This is a genomic window from Microbacterium sp. GbtcB4, assembly GCF_019091465.1.
In the GTDB taxonomy this organism is placed as follows: Bacteria; Actinomycetota; Actinomycetes; order Actinomycetales; family Microbacteriaceae; genus Microbacterium; species Microbacterium paraoxydans.
Window position 1 is genome coordinate 24,887 of sequence record NZ_JAGXJJ010000014.1, and the last position, 18,183, is coordinate 43,069.

Genomic DNA, 18,183 nt, shown 5'->3' on the forward strand with positions numbered 1-18,183 from the left:
CGGCCTAGTCCCGAGAGCGCTCGAAGTCGGACTTCGATGGCGGAAGTGGTGCCCGCGACGGAAGGAACCGTCGAATCCTATCCAGCGCCGCAAGGTGCTCGAGCCCTGCGATACGAAGGAGTTCCCCCGGAGGTGTCCGGGCCTGCAGATGGGTGAGCAACCAAGTCGTCCGCATCCGCGCCGGCCTAACATCCAGCTCTGTCTTGTGCCCCCGATGTAAAAAGTCGGTGACCTGAGCCGACCGCACCCCCGTGCGTCCAATACGGAATACCCACTGGTCGTCGCCCAGCTCTTCTATCGCTTCTCGGAGTGCGGGTTGCCATGCAGGGAGAACCGGGACGAGCCGTGGTCGCCCCGACCATACCAGGATATGAACGTCGTCCCCGCGCACGTCGATGTCCCCGGTGCGCACCGACAGAAGTTCACGGGTCGCGAGGCCTGCTCCGAACCCCATCGCGAGGAGGGCGGCCGCGTCACGACGGCGGACAGTCGACCCCTGGGCGCCGGCCCAGCTCCGGAGGGCAGCGATCTCAGCTGAGTTGTATGGCGGAGTGGGATCAGACCGAGGAATAGGGAAGGGGGCCTCTGAGGGTGGGGTCACGGTGTCGACGATGGTGAGGAGGACGGAGCGATACGTGGCCCGGCTCCCGCGCGTGAACGATTCCATCCCTCGGTGGACGTACTCTTCGACCAGTCGACGCCGGAACATCTGTGCGACGTCGAGTTCCAGGCCTTTGGTCTGCCACGCCCACAGCACGAACGCCGTCGCGACCGGATACAGCGAACGCGCCTCCCGACCCGTCCGACTCGCCGTCTTGTTCACCGCAGCCGTCACGACCGGCCCCAGCGTCGTCCAGTACCGTGCCGCCTTCTTCGGCGCGAAGGCTCCGTCGTCGGCCTCATCGTCGACCTTGGTATCGGCCATGGTCCAGCTGTTCCTACTGCGGGAGTGGTGTTCGTGACACCTGGTTGATGCTCAACACCGTGGCGGACGTGCGGCGAGTGAACAACACTCCGGGGACGTCTCGGTCGATGAGGAGCACCATCGGAACGCCGACTCGGCACGTCGCGACAGCGACCAGCGCGGCGGATTCTGGGTCGAGCACCGTACGGACCCCTGTGCGCACTTCTACCGTGCGGGTGACCTGTCGGTTGTTCATGTCGAGGCAGTACTCGACTCCATCATCTGTGGTCACGACGAAGACGCCGTCCATCTCGTCGAGCACCCGGACCTGCGGCTCGTCGTCGATCTGCACGATGACGCCTCCTTTAAATGTCAGCAACCCTACGAAGCCGTCTAGGGCGACTCCGCCGACTCAGCGACAGCGACGCGTGTGCTCGGCGCGGTCTGACGACGGGTGCACACCGCGCATAGGTCCATTGGGCGAGCCGTCTCGCCCATGAAAGGACCCTGTGCGCGCGTCGACCCCTGCAGAACTCCACCAAGAAGCTGAACAACTACGACGGGCGGAGGGGCCCGTCGATCCCGTCGCCGACCGGTTCGCCGCGGCGGTGACGTTGGTTCTTGACGACCAAGTCGTACCTCAGCGCCGCGCAGCGACCTGGATCCGTTCTCTCCATGCCTACGAAGATCACTGGCGACACCACGGTCGCGCGCCACGCGAGAACACTCGCGCGAGGACGACCCTCATGGACGAGGAACGCCATCTCGGCGAGTGGGCTCGGTATCAGCGTCGCTTCGAAGGCGGCCTGAACGCGTACCAGCGCGCTCGACTCGACGTCTCACCCGCTTTCGAGTGGGATCCCCTGGATCGCGCGTGGAACGAAAGGTTCGAAGAATGCGAACGATTCGTCGCAGCGCATCGCACCCTTCCTCGATTGCACGCGGCAGATCGGGCAGAGTTCGTGCTCGCGCGATGGCTCGGCCGTCAATTGCTGCGACTCCGAAACGGACGACTTGAACGTGCTCGTACTCAGAAGTTGCTCCGACTTATTCGAGAAGCGCGCCGAACATAACCCCGGCCGCACCCGAGCGGTCCCACATGCTGAATTTCGTGCACGCTTCGCAATCCTGGCCTGATCGCATCCAGCAGTGGTCGGGCTGCAGGATGGTTGTCTACCAGACGCGAGAACGTCAAGTGCCAGCATTATCATTCGGGTCTCGGCGTCATTGCCGTGGGCGACCCCGCACCCCGAATCGCTAGTCTGGGCGAGGCCATGTCATGCTGCCATCCGTTGCTCTGAGTGGCTGCGCCGCCGGCTGTGGCGCTTGAGAAACGCTCGCTCATGCTTTCGGCGCAGCGAAAAGATAAGAAGTGTCTTAGCTTCGGCCTTACGATTCCGCTTCAGGTCTCCCGAAAAGCTCCGAATCCGTTCTCTCGGCCATGTTCGAAGCTCGCCGGCCGGAAGACTGGGGGTATCGAAGGGGAGTAGCTCCGGGCCGTAGCGCCTGAGGGTGCATCGACATACTGACGTTCACGGAGATCGTCCGGTGCCCCGTCCCGATCCGGGATGAGCGAGACCTTCGGCCTCTCTGTGTGGCCGAAGCTCCGCTGTGTCGTCTCTTCGGTCGCGCCCGACCGAAAGGAGAGCGCGATGCCTCGCGCCCTCATCTCCCGCATCCTGTTGTGCCTGACGATTGCCGCCCCGGCCGTTGTGTTCCGCATCCTCGCATTCCACCCGAACCCCGTAGTCGACCTGTTCGTGTTCGGTGCCGCGGTGGTCGCTGCGAGCTTCCTGCTCGCCTGGGCCGCCGAAGCCGCGCAGAAGGACATCTCCGGCGCCCTCGCGATTGCGATCCTCGCCCTGATCGCCGTGCTCCCCGAGTACGCCGTCGACCTGTACTACGCGTTCCGCTCGGGTTCGGACCCCGACTACGCCCAGTACGCCGCCGCGAACATGACCGGGTCCAACCGGCTGCTGCTCGGCTTCGGCTGGCCGCTGGTCGTGATCGTCGCCCTCATCGTCGCCAATCGAGGTCTTGGCCGTGGCGACACGCGCCGGGTGTCGAGTCTGGGCCTTCCCGTGACTGCGCGCCTCGACGTCGGATTCCTCGGCATCCTCGCGGTGCTGGCATTCGCGATCCCGCTGCTGGGCAACATCCCGATCTGGTTCGGCCTCGTCCTGATCACCGGATTCGTGCTGTACCTATGGCGCGCGAGCCGGGTCGAAGACGACGGCGAAGAGGAGTTCGTCGGAGCGGCAGCCGACATCGCCGGAATGCCGACGCGTGCCCGCCGCGTCACCGTCATCTCGATGTTCGTCGTGTCGGCCGCGATCATCCTCGCCTGCGCCGAACCGTTCGCTACCGCGCTCGTGGATTCGGGGACGTCGCTCGGCATCGACAGCTACTTCCTCGTCCAGTGGCTCGCCCCACTCGCCTCCGAGGCTCCCGAGTTCATCATCGCCGTGCTCTTCGCGCTGCGCGGCATGGGCGCCGCCGCCATCGGCACCCTCATCGCCTCGAAGGTCAACCAGTGGAGCCTGCTCGTCGGATCCCTCCCCATCGCGCACTTCTTCGGAGGCGGAGGAGGCGACCTGCCACTCGACTCCCGCCAGATCGAAGAGTTTGTCCTCACCGGCACACAGACCCTCATGGGCGTCGCGATCATCATCGCGCTGCGCTTCCACTGGCGCTCGGCCGTCGCCCTCGCAGCGATCTTCGCTGTGCAGTTCTTCGTCACCGACACCACCGGCCGCTACATCCTCTCAGCAATCCAGGTGCTGATCGCCGTGGGGATGCTCATCGCGCACCGCGCACACATCCTGCCCACTCTCACGGCACCGTTCCGCCGCACCCCTACTCGGGAACGTCTCAGCGAGACTCCGACGGCTGCCTGGCAGTGACGTGAGCACGGCATCTGCTGTGTGAGTGAGATGCTCGATTCCGTTGTGCGCTTGTCGTGAGTCATAGCGTGATGCCCGTGGCGCGTGGCAGTATCACCTCATGGTGGGATCCTCGAAGCTCGCGTCTGTGCTGTATGTCGAGGACGATCCACTGATCGCGGCGATGACGGTCGAGGTGTTGTCGGAGACGTATCGGGTCGATCATGCGTCCGACGGCGAGGTCGCCCTGCGTTTGGCGCTGGGTACCCGGTATGACCTGATGGTGGTGGACCGGCGGCTGCCGGGGATGGACGGTGTCGATCTTGTTCGCGCGGTGCGCACGGCGCACATCACGACCCCGGTGCTCATGCTGACTGCCCTGGGCGCGGTGGACGACAAGGTCACGGGGCTCGACGGTGGGGCGAACGACTATCTCGTCAAGCCGTTCGACTACGAGGAACTCCTGGCGCGGTTGCGCGCATTGCAGCGGGCTTTCCAGTCGGGTGGGGCGCGGCGCGAGCTCGGTGAGTGGAGTTTCGCCCCGACAGCACAGGCGGTCTTTGACCCGTCGGGGTACCGGATCACGCTCACGGCGACGGAGAGCGCGTTGCTGGAGGTGCTCAGCGGGAGTCCGGACCATGTGTTCAGTCGAGAGGAGATCCTCCGGGCGGTGTTCCCTGCCGGTGATTCCGCGAGCTCCGTGGACACGTATGTGCACTATGTGCGGAAGAAGACGACTCCGGAGATGATCGAGACGGTCAGAGCGCGCGGGTATCGTGCGGGGAACCCGTCATGAGTGCGCAGAGAGACCCGGATGCGGAGAAGGTGCGGCGGGCGGCTCGGGTCGTCGCGGTCTGGGTGGGCGTCTCGTCCGGGGTGATCGTCCTCGGAGGTGTGCTGATTCTTCTCGCGGTGGTGCTGTCGTCGTCGCGCCGTGAGGGCGAGAGGCACGAGGGCGGGTGGTTCCCGGGTGCGGGTGGGGACGATTTCGTCGTCGACATCAGTGTTCTCGTGCCCGCCGTGGTCCTGCTCGGTGCGGTGGGGGTGCTGTTGCTGGCCGTGGTTGCGAGTATCGCCGCGCGGCGAGCAGCACTCCCGTTGAGCGATGCTCTGCGGCGGCAACGACAGTTCGTCGCGGATGCGAGCCATGAGCTCCGTACGCCGTTGACGGCGTTGACGAGCCGTATCCAGATCCTGCAGCGCCGTCTGGACCGCGGCGAGGACGTGACCGCGACGGCGCGCGAGCTGCGAGAAGACGCGGATCGCATGCGCGACGTCCTCTCCGACATGCTCCTCGCCGCAGAAGGACAGTCGTTCGCCGGAGAATCAGCGGTCCTCGCCGACGCCGCTCGCGGCGCCACAGCCGCGATCCGCTCCCTGGCGGACGACACGGCTGTGAGGATCGACGTCGACGTCGTGGACGCTGTCGTGCCGGTGCTGCCGGTGACCCTCGTGCGGGCTCTGGTCGCACTCCTGGATAACGCGGTCGCGCACTCACCGGCAGGCGGCTCGGTCGAGCTCTCAGCACGGCGGTCGGCGAGCGGGGTGGAGATACGTGTGACCGACCACGGGGCTGGGATCTCCGGTATCGACCCCGCTCAGGTGTTCGAGAGGTTCGCTCGCTCTCCCGACAGCGGCCGTGGACGCGGATTCGGGATCGGGCTCTCGCTGGTGCGGGATGTCGCACAGCGCGCCGGAGGGAGCGTTGTCGTCGAATCGACGTCCCCGGGAAGGACAGTGTTCCTTCTTACGCTGCCCACGACGACGCCGAGGTGACCTCGACGGGCGTCGACCCGATCCACCGTGTGGTGGCTCCAGTATCCGTGACGAGCAGCCCGGTCCTCGTGCGGGAGGCGGCGATCCAGGTGGTGTCGGAGGAGCCTGCGGCGATGGCGGCCGTAGCCCAGACGTCTGCGTGAGCGAGAGTGTCGGCGACGACGGTGACGGAGGCGATGCCGTGCGCGCGGTGACCGGTGCGTGGATCAATGATGTGCCTGCCACGTTCGGCGGGACCGGACGTGGCCACAGCACCATTCGTCACCTGCATCGTCGCGACAACGCTCCCGGGGCGACACGGGTCTGCGATTCCCACGTCCCAGACCCAGTCCGAGCCCTGTGCGGTGAACAGTTGCAGGTCTCCTCCGGCGTTGATGCCGACGGCCCGTGACCATACGAGGAGAGGGGCGAGGTGTCGTCTGCTCGCGTGTTCCACCGCCCACCCCTTGACGTACCCGGTGGGGTCGAACCCGCCCCGCCAAGATGCGGAGAAGAGCCCGCCGGTCTCGTGTTCGTAGTCGGCGCACGCGGCAGCGACCTCTGCCACGCGCGGGTCAGCGTCCTGGATGCGGAGGTCACCGGCCCGGATGCGGCTGATGTCGGATTCGGCCCGGTAGGGCGAGAACACGCGGTCGATGTCGCGGAGCTCCGAGACGCACGCCCGCACCGCATCCCGGACCGCAGCGTCGTCACGCGGGTCGACGATGTGGATGCTGATGGCGGTGCCCATGATGTGCTCCACGTGCACGTGGATGTCTGGCGTGGTCATTGTTGTGCCTGATCGATAGCGCTCTGCAGCGAGCTCGTGTATCCGTCGCTGGTGTAGGTCGCGCCGGACACCATCTGGATGTGTGCGCTCTGGCCCTGGACGGTCTCGGAGACCAGCAGCGGGATCGCGTGTGCGTTGATCTGTTGGTCTCGACCGTTGCTGTCGGGATACTGGAGCGCTTGCGCGTCGGTGATCTTCCCTCCCGACACGGTGATCTGCACCTGGATGGGCCCGTAGCGCGTGTGGGTGGTGTCGCCGGTGAACGTCCCGTCCGCGAGCCCCGTCGTAGTCCCGGCGGTGGTGGTCGATGCCGACCCGCTGGTGCCCTGGGTGGTGCTGCTGGCGGGGCTGGCGATGTCGGAGGGGGGAACAGCGTCGAGGGAGGTGCGGTAGCTGAACAGGAGGACGATCCCGCTCAGTGTCGCGAGGAGTGCGTAGATGATCTTCTTCATGGCGTTGCTCCCTCGGTGCTCAGGAAGTGAAGGATTCGGAGTGGATGCGGTCGACGGTGAAGCCGGCGCCTTGGAGGTCTTCTCGTAGTGCGCGCATCCACCCGTCGGGGCCGCACAGGTAGACGTCGTACTCGTCCGGGTCAGGGGCGATGTAGCGGAGCAGATCGGGGCCATTCCAGGCGGTGTGGGTGGCCGGCAGCCACGGGGAGTTGCCGCCCGCGCGGGGGCCGGTGAGCGGGAAGTGGCGCACTCCGCGCTCACGGATCAGCGACGAGATCGGCTCCCGCAGTAGAGCGTCAGAGTCCGCACTGTCCCGGACGACCAGGGCCGCGTCACCTGGCTCGTATCGCTCCGCCTCGAGAAGCGCGACGAGCGGGGCCACTCCGGCTCCCGCACCGATCATGAGGAGCTTCCGGCCGCTGCGGCGATCTCCGGTCATCTCCCCGAACGGACCCTCCACCAACACTCGGGTGCCCGGACGCAGCGACGCGAGTCGTGTCGTGCCGTCGCCGACGAGGCGCGCCGTAAGCGCGTAGGTGTCGCCCGGAGCGGCCGAGAGGGAGAAAGGGTGCCCTCGCATCCATCCTGGCCCATCCAAGAACCGCCACACGAAGAACTGGCCCGCCCGTGCCTTCAGCGCACGGAGGTCCCGACCGGACATGCGCACGGTGACACCGGCTGCCCCATCGAGTGCGACGGTGTCGACGCGGAGAGCGTGTCGATGGGAACGGACAAGCGGTGCGACGACGCGGAACACCATGACGGCTGCCGCTGCGATAGCCCACAGCGACCACCAGTAGATCGTGGCCGGTGTTGATGCGAGGAAGTCGGCTCCCGTCCATAACTGGTGCGGCAGAGCGAGGAAGACGCCCAGGTACGCGTACAGGTGTAGCAGATGCCATGACTCGTACCGCAGGCGACGGCGGGCACGGCGGATCGAGGTGACCACGACCATCACGAGCAGACCGGTTCCCGCAGTTGCCAGCAGCATCCCCGGGTAATCCCAGACGAAACTCCACAGCTGATCCCACAGTCCCACACCCGCCGCCGCAGCGTACCCGATGACCAGCAGCAGGATGTGCAGACCCATCAACCAGAACGACCAGAAGCCGACCTGTCGATGAAACCGCGTGATCCCCTCACGCCCAAACCCCCGCTCGAACAGCGGAACCTTCGCCATCAACAACACCTGATAGAGCAACAGGTTCGCTGCGACAAGCCCGGAGAGCCGTCCCAGAGTGGTCACGCTCTCCGCAGAGAAACTGAGTACGGCGGTCACCCCGCCCCCGGCCACCCACAGTGCGACGACGAACAAGCTCGTCGCCCAGATCACGCAGAGTGCGGCGACCCGCCACCACGAAGTGGCGACCCGGGGCTTCGATACACGCAAGGTCGGCGTGAACGTTGAGGCGGTGCGGAGGGTGCTCATGACGCCATCGTCCACGCGGCCCTCTGAGAGAGCTTTAAGAAAGCTGTGCACCTGAAGCTGTCATAGGTGATTCTCAGGCAACGCCGGTCGTTCCGAGAAGCGACCCGAGTGCGAACGTCGCGGCGAGAGCGAGCGCCCCGCCGACCACGACCCTAACCGTCGGCCGGACCGCAGGGTTCCCGCCGATCCTCGCGCTCACGAACCCCGTCAGCGCCAGCGCGAGCAGGACAACGATGAACGTGATCGGGACGCGCAGGTCGACGGGCGGCAGCAAGATCGCCAGCAACGGGAGCAACCCACCGATAGTGAACGCAAGAGCCGACGCTCCAGCGGCAGCCCACGGGCTCACCACGTGGTCTTCGGTCATTCCGAGCTCTGCTTCCAGGTGCGCGGTGAGGACGTCGTGGGCGGTCAGTTCTTCCGCGACCTTGCGTGCTGTCTCGGGAGTGAGCCCCTTCGCCTGGTAGATACCGGTGAGCTCTTCGAGCTCCGCAGCGGGATCATCGACCAGCTCCTGGCGTTCTTTCGCGATCAGCGCCCGCTGGCTATCGCTCTGACTGCTGACCGAGACGTACTCGCCCAGCGCCATCGAGACCGCCCCACCGACCAGCCCTGCGATACCCGCCGTCACCAGAGGCGCGAAATCCGTCGTCGCCCCGGCGACGCCCACGACGAGCGACGCAACCGAAACGATGCCATCGTTGGCGCCAAGTACGCCTGCCCGCAGCCAGTTCAATCGCCCACCGAGATCGCCAGAGTGAGGCTCGTTGCGGTGGGCGCCCTCAGGCGCGTTGTCGTCCATGGCGTTAGCTAAGCATCCTTCGACTGGTTTCGCAGACTGATTCAAGATGATCGCGGATCCAATACAAAACCGCAACTGGGCTCGCTTTGGAACGCTGGCGTGATCTGAAGCTTCAGGTCAATGGGGAGCGTCCAGTGCCAGCCCCCGTTGTCCCGAAGCGTTGAGCCGCGGGTGGATTGTGCTGTACGACGAGCTCCCGGTCTGATCGAAGCTCCGTGGGACTGCCGAGGGTCTTGGTGACTCTTCGTGTTAGGCCGCGGATGCGGCCTGTGTGGTCATGATGGCTTCGAATTCGACGGGCGCAACTTGCCGAGGGCTCGCTGTCGACGGCGCCGGTAGTAGGTCCGTTCGCTTCAGGTTACGATGGCGAGGCGGAAGTCGTTGCCGGGGGCCCATCGGCGCGCGCAAGGAGTTCGATCATGCCCAGGCGCGGATCGGCAAGATGGAAGAGCTCGCGAAGGCCGAGTTCGAGGACAACTCGCACCTCCCGGCGACCCCTCGTCAATGGTTCTCTTCATCGGTAGGGACGAGAAGTGGGACGCGATTTGCGCCGAACATGGGCTCACACGTCCTACCTACGACAACAAAGCCTTCTTGCGGCGTACGAGTGCTCAACTCGACTCGGCGCGACTTTTTGACCGCCGCGGGCGGACTACTCATCTCGACGGCCGCGAGCGTCGGCTCGCTCTTCCTCGTCGCCTGAAGCACGGCGAACATAGCCTTCGTCCCGCGATGGGCTGCTCGTGCACTGGAGCTTTCGTCAGACCTTCACGCCCAGGCGTTCACTCGTCTCCAGAGAGACTCGTCAGGGAGGATTGCTGGTCCGTCGAATGCGTGCTCGACGCTGCTCGAACCTTGCCGCTCCCGCCCTCCCGCTGAAGCAACAGGAGATGGCCTCTCACCCAGCGGTGCCGTATAGCGGGGAGGGTGGATGCGGCGGGAGCCGTGGCGCAGGCTTATACAGTCGCGATGTATAAGCCTGACCAAAACGGTTGGCACAGCGACAGACATACTTGCGGCCGTCCGTCGAGGGAAACAGCGTCGATGCTGTTCGCGTGGCGACTGCGACTAGCTGAATGCTTGCAGCTAGCCCGCGCAGGGTCGCACCTGAAGCGAGGGGCTTCTCCTCGGTCAAGGCTCATCGTGGCGGGTTCGAGTATGGCGGCGGCGGACCTCTTCGAGTATCTCCTCGAGACTGCGGACACCGTCGACGTAGTCCTGGGCGTCACGGAGGGCACGAGGCGTCGGCTTGAGTCCGTCCAAGACACCCGAGTGCAGGGCTTCTGCGGCGCCGTTGATTCGCTGCGCACGAGTGAGGCGGGGAGCTTGGTCGTTCGCCAGTCCGCGGAGGACGGCGAGACTCGGCGTTGCCATCCGAAGGTTCTGCATGTCGAGGATCCCGAGGTTCCACTCGTGGCCGTCGCGTCCGAGGCTAGCGACCCGCCGTCCATCATCGGTCTGTCCGCCTCCTGCGATATGCATGTGCCCGTGAATGAGAAGCTCCGGGTGCACAGCGTCCCAGACTTCGCTCACGCGCGCGCGTGATGCTGCGGAAGCCTCGAGTGCCATCCTCGGAAACCGGTGCGGGTTTGTGCGCAAGACCTGGCGAACGGCGCGGACGGGGTTGTTGGCCGGCGACTCGTGGGTAAGCATCAGATCCGCCCGCCCACCGGCGACAGCTGTCGCGACGTGGTCATCGGTGATCGTCTCATCTGGCCACCAGGTCCGCCCTTCTTGGCGGGACTCGCGATCGACGGACGCGGCGCCGCCAAGCGCCAGAACAGAGCGTCCGCCGATGGTGAGGCGGGCTGGCCGTGGGAGGATCCAGGTGAGCTCGGATACCCTTACGGCTTCCCCGGGATGTCGATCGAGCAGCGGAGTGATCTGACCGTAGTCGTCGTGATTCCCGAGGACCACGTAGAAGCGGTCGATGTTCGTGTCGGCGAAGATCGCGTCGACCTCGCGCGGCGACATCTGCCAATCCCCTAGGTGCAGCAGCGTCGTCACATCGGGTGCCAGCGACGGGAGTGCCCGGGCGACCACACGAGCCCAATCTGCATTGCCGTGCCAGTCGCCGCACACCGCGACGCGCCGATCGGGCAAAGAGATCCTTTCTGTGTGTTCAGACAATCTCATCCCGACTCCGTTCAGCGGCGAGCACCACGGCCGTGCACCGGGCGATCCTGCAAGCATCTCAAGCAAACATGCGTCGGGTCTGTTCGCATGGAGCGTTGTCCTCCGTTCGGCGATTCTCGACGCGAGCTCTGTCCAACGCGGGTGTCTCAACACGCGTGCTTGACGACCTACAGCTGAGCCTTGCCGGCTCGATGTTGTCGCGCATAGGGAGGCGTCCAAACCACTCAGAGAAAGCTGCTTATGACTAACATCCACGCCTCGACTACGCCGCAGTCAGACATCGAACTGCCGGACTTCCCCCGCCCCACCACTGACGAGTACGTGCGAGACATCGACCCGTCGCCTCTTTACTCGCATCTCGCATGCACTCGCTATGTCATCGGTACCTGGGACGGCTACGGCGTTCGCGTACTTACCAACGAGACGGACGAGTACGCAACCATCCACTTCCGCATTCCCCGGGGATTGCCGGCCGACTGGGCGTCGCAGCTCGCCACCTTCTCGACGCAGCGCATCTCCTACACAGACCGAGATCGCTCCTGGGACGAAGAATCCGGGGGCTGGCCCACTTCGAACCGAGACCGCTGGAGTGCCTTCGTAGACTCGGTCCTCGCCGCCATCGACTTCGCGCGCGCCGCCTTGGAAACTGCGGTGTGGGCACACGCACGCGGCGAAGACTGGAGCTGGCCTTCATTCCCGCCCGGCAGGATCGAGACGAAGTACGAACTGTGGGGCGACGGCCACCCGAACCGGTACGACCCCGAAGAGGATTACGCACGGTACCTGGAGGAGAGCGGAAAGGGTGCCGGCGCTACCCCGGCGGGCGAAGTCGCCTTCTGACCCGGTAGTCGGCTGCTTGTCGCCCAGCTCTACGCGGCCTCGTCTCCGGCGTGTCGACCATCTCGGGCCCATTAGCCACCGCCACTAGAGCGTGTTGCTAAAGGTTGATTCGTGGTGTGCGGGTGACGCTCGGAGCGTGTACGTCTGTGAACTCCATGACCATGCCCGTGCGGCGTGCGGCGTGCGGCAGCGCCAGATTCATAAGACTGACGACGAACTTCCCGGGTTCCTCGTGCATGCACAAGTGTGCCGAGTTCCTGGTACATCAACCGGGCACCGAACATCGCCCAACTGGACGCCGGTGTCCAGACAATCCTGCGGCTGCTGGAGCTCGCGCCCAAGCTGAACGTGGTGCTGCTCCAGGGCAGCATGCGGAGCGTGCTTGGCGTGCCTGCACTGATTCTCAGTGCCGTGGCCATCGACAAAGTCAAGGAGCGGAGGAGTCCGCCGCACGTCGAACATCCGCGATGTGTTTTGTGGCTCTTGACGCCAGCAAGGATCGCCATCGTCGTCGATTTTCGGTGTAGGGCTGCGGTAACTGAGTGATAACCCGGAGGTTCTACAAGGAGCATTCAGGACAGACGCCCACCTAGTGAGCCGGATGCGGTTGGCGTGAGATCGACGACAGGGACCTACCGCGGTGATCTCCGTCCGGCGGCGACGGTGGGGAGGTTCTTCATCGCGTGAGACGTCTCCTCCTACTTGTCGTCACCAGCCAGGCGCCCCCGCCAAGGATGCCGAGACCAAGAAGCAGCGCGAGTATCGCTGTTGCCCCATCTGCTCCCGTAGAGGGGAGGGAATCCTCGAACGTGTTGGTAAAGACGATGCCGACGAAGCGCCCTTCACCACGAACCTTGAAGAGCCGGTAGACAGCCGCATCATCTTGCCTCCCACGGTCGATGAACCTGCTTACCACGAGAGCCGCTTGGTACAGTTCCGAAATGGATCACCTTTCCTCAGCGTCCCCCCACGTCCAGCCCGATGTCCGGGTGCGTGGTGCCCGGGAACACAACCTCAAGGACGTCGATCTCACGGTTCCGCGTGACGCGATGGTCGTGTTCACGGGCGTGTCCGGATCCGGGAAGTCCTCCTTGGCTTTCGGCACGTTGTACGCGGAGTCGCAGCGGCGCTACTTAGAGTCAGTTGCCCCGTACGCGCGGCGACTGATCGACCAGGCGGGTGTCCCCGACGTCGACTCCATCACTGGGATGCCGCCCGCAGTCGCCTTGCAGCAGCAGCGCGGAGGGCGCAGCGCGCGCTCCTCTGTAGGCAGCATCACCACGCTGTCGAGTGTGGTTCGGATGCTCTATTCGCGAGCAGGTGCATACCCAGATGGTCAGCCGATGCTCTACGCCGAGGACTTCTCCGCGAACACCGTGCAGGGCGCGTGCCCCGAGTGCCACGGCATTGGCAGAGTGTACGCGGTGACCGAGGAGCGGATGGTCCCCGATCCTTCACTCACCATCCGGGAACGCGCCATCGCATCGTGGCCGACCGCCTGGCACGGCCACCAGCTGCGCGATGTGCTGGTCGCGCTCGGCTATGACGTGGATGTGCCGTGGAAAGATCTGCCGAAGAAGGATCGGGACTGGATCCTCTACACCGACGAGACTCCGTTCGTCCCGGTTCACTCGCGACTCACGCTCGCTGAGGCTCGACGGGCGATCCAAGCGGGGATCGAACCGAGCTACTCAGGCACGTTCGTCGGCGCGCGACGATACGTGCTCGACACTTTCGCAAACACGAAGAGCGCGTCGATGAAGCGCCGCGTAGCCCAGTTCATGAGCGCAGCGGTGTGCCCGGTGTGCCAGGGGAAGAAGCTCAAGCCCGAAGCGCTGACGGTCACGTTCGAAGGACTGGACATCGCCGACTTCTCAGCCTTGCCACTGCGTGAATTGGCAGAACTTCTCGTGCCCGTCGTCGCCGAATCCGACCTCGAGGACGAGACCTCCGGCGCAACGATAGACGTCGAGACCAGGCGCGAGGCCGTCGCACAACGCGTCGCTGCAGGCGGGTCTGCGCACTCCGCTGCACCCGATGTCCGTCGCACGCCGAATCGGTCCGCCGAGAAGCGCGCCGCGGCAGCCCGCCTCGGTGCCGAGCTGCTGGACCGCCTGCGCCCCATCATCGACCTCGGACTCGGCTACCTCTCGCTGAGCCGTACGACGCCGACACTGTCCGGGGGGGAACTGCAACGACTTCGACTCGCCACGCAACTCACGTCGGAACTGTTCGGTGTCGTCTACGTCCTCGACGAACCGTCAGCCGGTCTCCATCCGCACGACGTCACCGCGCTGCTGGGTATCCTCGACGGCCTCAAGCAGCGCGGCAACAGCCTCTTCGTCGTGGAACACTCCGTCGACGTCATGCGGCACGCGGACTGGCTCGTCGACATCGGCCCCGGAGCCGGGGAACGCGGCGGGCGCGTGATCTACAGCGGCCCCACGGACGGGCTCGCGGAGGTCGACGAGTCGGTGACGCGCGGATACATCTTCGGAGGCAGCGGCCTCCCACCGCACCAGCCCCGTGCCGCCCACGACTGGTTGCAGCTGGAGCACGTCACCCGCAACAACCTGCGGGACGTATCTGTGGCGCTACCGCTCGGAACGCTCACGGCTGTCACTGGCGTGTCAGGGTCGGGGAAGTCCAGCCTTGTCAGTCAAGTCCTGCCAGCCCTCATCGGCGCCAGGCAAGGAGACACCCGTCGCATCGAGGAGGACAACGCAGAGGCCGACACCCTGCTCCTCACTGACGAGTCCGATGAACTCGGAGGGTCGGTCGAGGGCGACCTCACGACGGTCCGGCGTGTGGTGAGCATCGACCAGAAACCCATCGGCCGCACGCCCCGCTCCAACGTCGCGACCTACACAGGACTCTTCGATCATGTGCGGCGCCGGTTCGCCGAGACGCCGGAAGCTCGGACACGCGGATACAAGCCCGGTCGGTTCTCCTTCAATGTCGCAGGCGGCCGTTGCCCGACCTGTGAGGGTGAAGGCTCCGTGATGGTCGAGCTGCTCTTCCTGCCCTCGGTCTACACCGTGTGTCCCGACTGCCATGGCACCCGCTATCAATCGAGCACCCTGGAGATCACCTGGCGAGGGCGCAACATCGCGGAAATCCTCGCGATGAGCGTCGAAGAGGCTCACGAGTTCTTCGCCGGCGAGTACGACGTGATGCGCTCACTCACCTCGCTGGTTGATGTCGGGCTCGGTTATCTGCGCTTGGGACAGCCGGCCACAGAGCTCTCCGGTGGGGAGGCGCAGCGTGTGAAGCTGGCCACCGAACTGCAACGAGCGCAGCGCGGCGACACTCTGTATGTGCTCGATGAGCCGACCTCCGGATTGCACTGTGCCGACGCAGACCGTCTAGTTACCCACCTTCAGACTCTCGTCGATGCGGGCAACACGGTCGTGATGGTGGAACTCGACATGCGGGTGGTCGGCGCAGCCGACTACGTCATCGATCTCGGGCCGGGAGCCGGTGACGACGGCGGCACAGTGGTCGCGTCCGGAACGCCAGCAGAGGTCGCCGCGTCGAGAAACAGCGCTTCAGCACCGTATCTCGCCGCCGCCCTCGCCGAGGCCGCGACGCTGACGTCAGGGGCATAACCGGCTCTTTGCAGATGGGGGTGTAGACGTCGAGGGTGCGTCGTTGGCCGGGTAAGGTGAATCGCTCTGGGTTTCGTTCCGTTCCGTTCTTCAAGCAAGGATGGAATTGATGAATCAGAAGTAGTCGCCCGAGATGCGGGAGAAGGCGTTGCGGATGCTGGACGAGGCGAAGCCCTCGCATCCGAATCTCATAACCGCGGTGCGCCATGTCGCTGGGCTTCTTGGTATGAGCGCGGAGACGTTGCGGGTGTGGCATCGCCGTCGCGAAGTCGACGGCGGGCAGCGTCCCGGTGTGCCCACCGATGTTGCCGAGGAAAACAAGCGCCTGCGGGGTGAGAACGCTGAGCTGCGCAAGGCGAACGAAGTCTTCAAGGCCGCGAGCGTGTTCTTCGCGAAGGAACTCGACCGCTCCTGACGGGTCTGCCCCGCGCACACCGCTTCCGCTGTCCCGATAGCCGGTCGTCCACCGGTACAGGTGCGGACCATCCGGGTGAACGACCAGAACCCAGCAACTACCTAAGCCTTCGATTCCCGTAAGACTGTCCCGCAAAAATGCCCGGTGAAGGTGCCGTAAACGGGCTCTTCCCAGATGAGGGTGTAGTTGGCGTTGGCGTGGCGGTCCCGGGATAGACGTCGAGGTCTCCCGACGATGGAGGTTCCTACGCCATCCATCCGAAAGACCTCGACGTGTCCGACGCTACCCCGCCGGCCGGCTTCGGCCGCCCTGACCTGACCGCCTTCGCGTCCTATCCCAATCGACTCTGATCGGGTCTGCTGATGCTCTCGACGAGAACGCAGCGACATCGCAGCCACCCAACTCCGACCGTCCGGGAAGCCGGGACACGTCACATGGCCTGTGCTGCGGGCGTGTCGAGTGGGTCGTTCAGGGGGCGACGCAGGAGCGTCGACGCGACGTGCTGAGAGGTGATTCCAGTCGAGCACTGGCACACCGGCTACAGGCATGGCGATAGGTCAGGAACGGTGTCGCTCCCTACGCAGGAGGGAGCGCAGAGTCTCGGCGTTCGCGTAGCCGACTCGTAGCGCGATCTCGGCGGAGGTGAGGTCCGTGGTTGCTGAGAGGTGCCGAGCTCGTTCGATGCGAAGCCGTTGGACGAAGCCGAGCGGAGTCAGGTTGAGCGCCGCACGGACTCGTCTTTCGAGGGTGCGCCGGTTGGTGCCGAGCGACTGCGCGACGGAGGTGACGTTGAACGGTTCGTCCAGGCGGGCGCGCACGAAGCGTTCGAACTCGACGACGATCGAGTCCTCGTGCCGGAGATGTTCGTAAGCGACGAAGGCCGCCTGCGACGGGCGCTCGTCGATGATGAGGAGCTTGGCGACATGTTGGGCCAGGTCGGGGCTGATCGATCGCACGAGTGAGAGCGCGAGGTCGATGTGGGCGAACGCGGCGCCGGCGGTGACGAGGTTCCCGTCGGTCACGACCATGGTGTCGAGATCGAGGGCGACGGTCGGATAGCGCTTCAGGAACTCCGGCCCCAGGAACCAGCTGGTCGTCGCCCGCCGATGATGCATCCGTCCGGTCTCGGCGACAGCGAACACGCCGGTGCACGCCGCGGCGATCCGGGTGGTCGCCTCGTCGAGGCGCCCGAGCGAGGCGATGACCGAACGAGCATCTCGGCTCTGGAGGACGTCGTTGGTAGCGGCGGCCGTAAGGGTTCCAAGCGCAGGGACAACGACCACGTCGAACTCTCCGGACTCCGACAGCGGGTGGTCCACCGACAGGGTCATCGATGCCGTCGTGGTCACTCGCCGTTTCGGTCCGAGGATGGCGAGTTCGATCGGGTCGATCCGCGGGTCGACATCGCCGCGGGCACCCTCGGCCACCCGCACGATGTCGATGATCGACGCGATAGCCGAACCGAAGCAGCCGTCGATCGCGATCAGTCCAATACGCATGACGTAAACAATAGCAATACTGCCGTATACGCCACTCCCCACCGGCCCTCGCTCCGCATGGGTTCGCGGGTGTTCCGCGACCCCATGCGGACATCGACTCGGGCTAGTCGGTGTCGATGCAGGCGCGGGGTTCGTGGGCGTGCGGGCGGCACCGTTGGAAGACGCCGTACTCCCGGCTGGCGAGCTGTGGGAGGCGACCGTCGCTACCCCGATTGACTAGCGTTGCTGGCCGTCTTGTGCTGACGGCTGGGTGGAGTTGAGGTTCTCGTGAGATCGGACACCGCTCAACAGGGATCGGCGCCAGCTCGTGCGGTCCGAAGTCAGAGTGCGGCGGCTCCGGCCTCAGCCACCGTCTGGTCTTCCTCGATGCTACCGGTGGACACTCCGATGGCTCCGACGATGACGCCGTCGCGGACGAGCGGAATGCCCCCGGGGAACACGACGATACGGCCACCGTGAGCGTCGTTGAGTCCGTACAGGTCGCCTGTCGGGCGCGTTGCCTCGGTGAGGTCCTTGGTCTGGGTCTGGAAAGCGATGGACGTGTACGCCTTGTTGGTGGCGAAGTGGATGCTGCCGATGTTCGCAGTACCCATCCGCACGTGTGCCTTGAGGGTGCCACCGGCGTCCACGACGGCCATGTCCTGGGGCCGTCCGATCTCCGCAGCGCGCGC

General features: G+C 65.3%; 17 protein-coding genes and 1 pseudogene. 7 read left to right on the forward strand and 11 right to left on the reverse strand.

What is annotated here, in order from left to right; genetic code table 11:
- Positions 1–4: 4 nt before the first annotated feature.
- Both KVS71_RS16910 and KVS71_RS16915 read right to left on the reverse strand, forming a co-directional pair.
- Positions 5–925 carry a hypothetical protein gene (locus tag KVS71_RS16910; protein ID WP_105950115.1) on the reverse strand — a complete coding sequence of 307 codons (921 nt, stop codon included), beginning with the start codon at positions 923–925 and terminating at the stop codon, positions 5–7.
- Positions 926–938: 13 nt separating this feature from the next.
- Positions 939–1,256, reverse strand: coding sequence for a hypothetical protein (locus KVS71_RS16915; RefSeq protein ID WP_105950114.1), 318 nt, complete (start codon positions 1,254–1,256; stop codon positions 939–941).
- A gap of 1,300 nt (positions 1,257–2,556) precedes the next feature.
- Here KVS71_RS16915 and KVS71_RS16920 point away from each other — a divergent pair.
- From KVS71_RS16920 to KVS71_RS16930, 3 genes are all read left to right on the forward strand, one after another.
- Positions 2,557–3,807 (forward strand): sodium:proton exchanger, encoded by a 1,251-nt coding sequence (locus KVS71_RS16920; protein WP_199787652.1) that lies wholly within the window; start codon positions 2,557–2,559, stop codon positions 3,805–3,807.
- A 100-nt stretch (positions 3,808–3,907) separates the two neighbouring features.
- Complete coding sequence (locus tag KVS71_RS16925) at positions 3,908–4,582, forward strand: response regulator transcription factor (protein ID WP_105950112.1); 675 nt, start codon at positions 3,908–3,910, stop codon at positions 4,580–4,582.
- Positions 4,579–5,562, forward strand: a complete 984-nt coding sequence (locus tag KVS71_RS16930; protein WP_105950111.1) for a sensor histidine kinase KdpD — start codon at positions 4,579–4,581, stop codon at positions 5,560–5,562. Before KVS71_RS16925 ends, KVS71_RS16930 begins: the two co-directional genes overlap by 4 nt.
- On the opposite strand, the gene KVS71_RS16935 is transcribed toward KVS71_RS16930, so the two are convergent.
- The 6 genes and pseudogenes from KVS71_RS16935 to KVS71_RS16955 form a co-directional block, all read right to left on the reverse strand.
- The gene (locus KVS71_RS16935) at positions 5,534–6,331 is read right to left on the reverse strand and encodes an FAD:protein FMN transferase (protein WP_105950110.1); all 798 of its coding nucleotides are present in this window, start codon (positions 6,329–6,331) and stop codon (positions 5,534–5,536) included. The genes KVS71_RS16930 and KVS71_RS16935 overlap by 29 nt on opposite strands.
- Positions 6,328–6,783 (reverse strand): FMN-binding protein, encoded by a 456-nt coding sequence (locus tag KVS71_RS16940; RefSeq protein ID WP_105950109.1) that lies wholly within the window; start codon positions 6,781–6,783, stop codon positions 6,328–6,330. Before KVS71_RS16940 ends, KVS71_RS16935 begins: the two co-directional genes overlap by 4 nt.
- Before the next feature lie 19 nt (positions 6,784–6,802).
- Complete coding sequence (locus KVS71_RS16945) at positions 6,803–8,212, reverse strand: ferric reductase-like transmembrane domain-containing protein (RefSeq protein WP_105950108.1); 1,410 nt, start codon at positions 8,210–8,212, stop codon at positions 6,803–6,805.
- Between the two features lie 73 nt (positions 8,213–8,285).
- Complete coding sequence (locus tag KVS71_RS16950) at positions 8,286–9,014, reverse strand: VIT family protein (RefSeq protein ID WP_105950107.1); 729 nt, start codon at positions 9,012–9,014, stop codon at positions 8,286–8,288.
- Between the two features lie 249 nt (positions 9,015–9,263).
- Positions 9,264–9,394: pseudogene (locus tag KVS71_RS20080) on the reverse strand (IS3 family transposase); the annotation flags it as partial.
- 751 nt (positions 9,395–10,145) lie between these two features.
- Positions 10,146–11,117: a metallophosphoesterase gene (locus KVS71_RS16955; protein ID WP_234024131.1), complete on the reverse strand. Its 972-nt coding sequence runs from the start codon at positions 11,115–11,117 to the stop codon at positions 10,146–10,148.
- A gap of 273 nt (positions 11,118–11,390) precedes the next feature.
- Between KVS71_RS16955 and KVS71_RS16960 the strand changes: the two genes are divergently transcribed.
- Together KVS71_RS16960 and KVS71_RS16965 are read left to right on the forward strand one after the other, a co-directional pair.
- The gene (locus tag KVS71_RS16960; protein WP_105950105.1) at positions 11,391–11,990 is read left to right on the forward strand and encodes a hypothetical protein; all 600 of its coding nucleotides are present in this window, start codon (positions 11,391–11,393) and stop codon (positions 11,988–11,990) included.
- Positions 11,991–12,236: 246 nt separating this feature from the next.
- The gene (locus tag KVS71_RS16965) at positions 12,237–12,536 is read left to right on the forward strand and encodes a hypothetical protein (protein WP_105950104.1); all 300 of its coding nucleotides are present in this window, start codon (positions 12,237–12,239) and stop codon (positions 12,534–12,536) included.
- 130 nt (positions 12,537–12,666) lie between these two features.
- Here the strand turns inward: KVS71_RS16965 and KVS71_RS20480 are convergent, their stop codons facing one another.
- Positions 12,667–12,906, reverse strand: a complete 240-nt coding sequence (locus KVS71_RS20480) for a hypothetical protein (RefSeq protein ID WP_158698553.1) — start codon at positions 12,904–12,906, stop codon at positions 12,667–12,669.
- 25 nt (positions 12,907–12,931) lie between these two features.
- On the opposite strand from KVS71_RS20480, the gene KVS71_RS16975 reads away from it, so the two are divergent.
- Both KVS71_RS16975 and KVS71_RS16980 read left to right on the forward strand, forming a co-directional pair.
- Complete coding sequence (locus tag KVS71_RS16975; RefSeq protein WP_105950103.1) at positions 12,932–15,598, forward strand: excinuclease ABC subunit UvrA; 2,667 nt, start codon at positions 12,932–12,934, stop codon at positions 15,596–15,598.
- 154 nt (positions 15,599–15,752) lie between these two features.
- The gene (locus tag KVS71_RS16980; RefSeq protein ID WP_126892901.1) at positions 15,753–16,013 is read left to right on the forward strand and encodes a transposase; all 261 of its coding nucleotides are present in this window, start codon (positions 15,753–15,755) and stop codon (positions 16,011–16,013) included.
- 557 nt (positions 16,014–16,570) lie between these two features.
- Here KVS71_RS16980 and KVS71_RS16985 read toward each other — a convergent pair.
- Complete coding sequence (locus tag KVS71_RS16985) at positions 16,571–17,512, reverse strand: helix-turn-helix domain-containing protein (RefSeq protein ID WP_217585093.1); 942 nt, start codon at positions 17,510–17,512, stop codon at positions 16,571–16,573.
- Between the two features lie 320 nt (positions 17,513–17,832).
- Positions 17,833–18,183, reverse strand: a 351-nt coding sequence (locus tag KVS71_RS16990) for a heme-binding protein (protein WP_217585094.1), incomplete at its 5' end; no start/stop codon positions are given.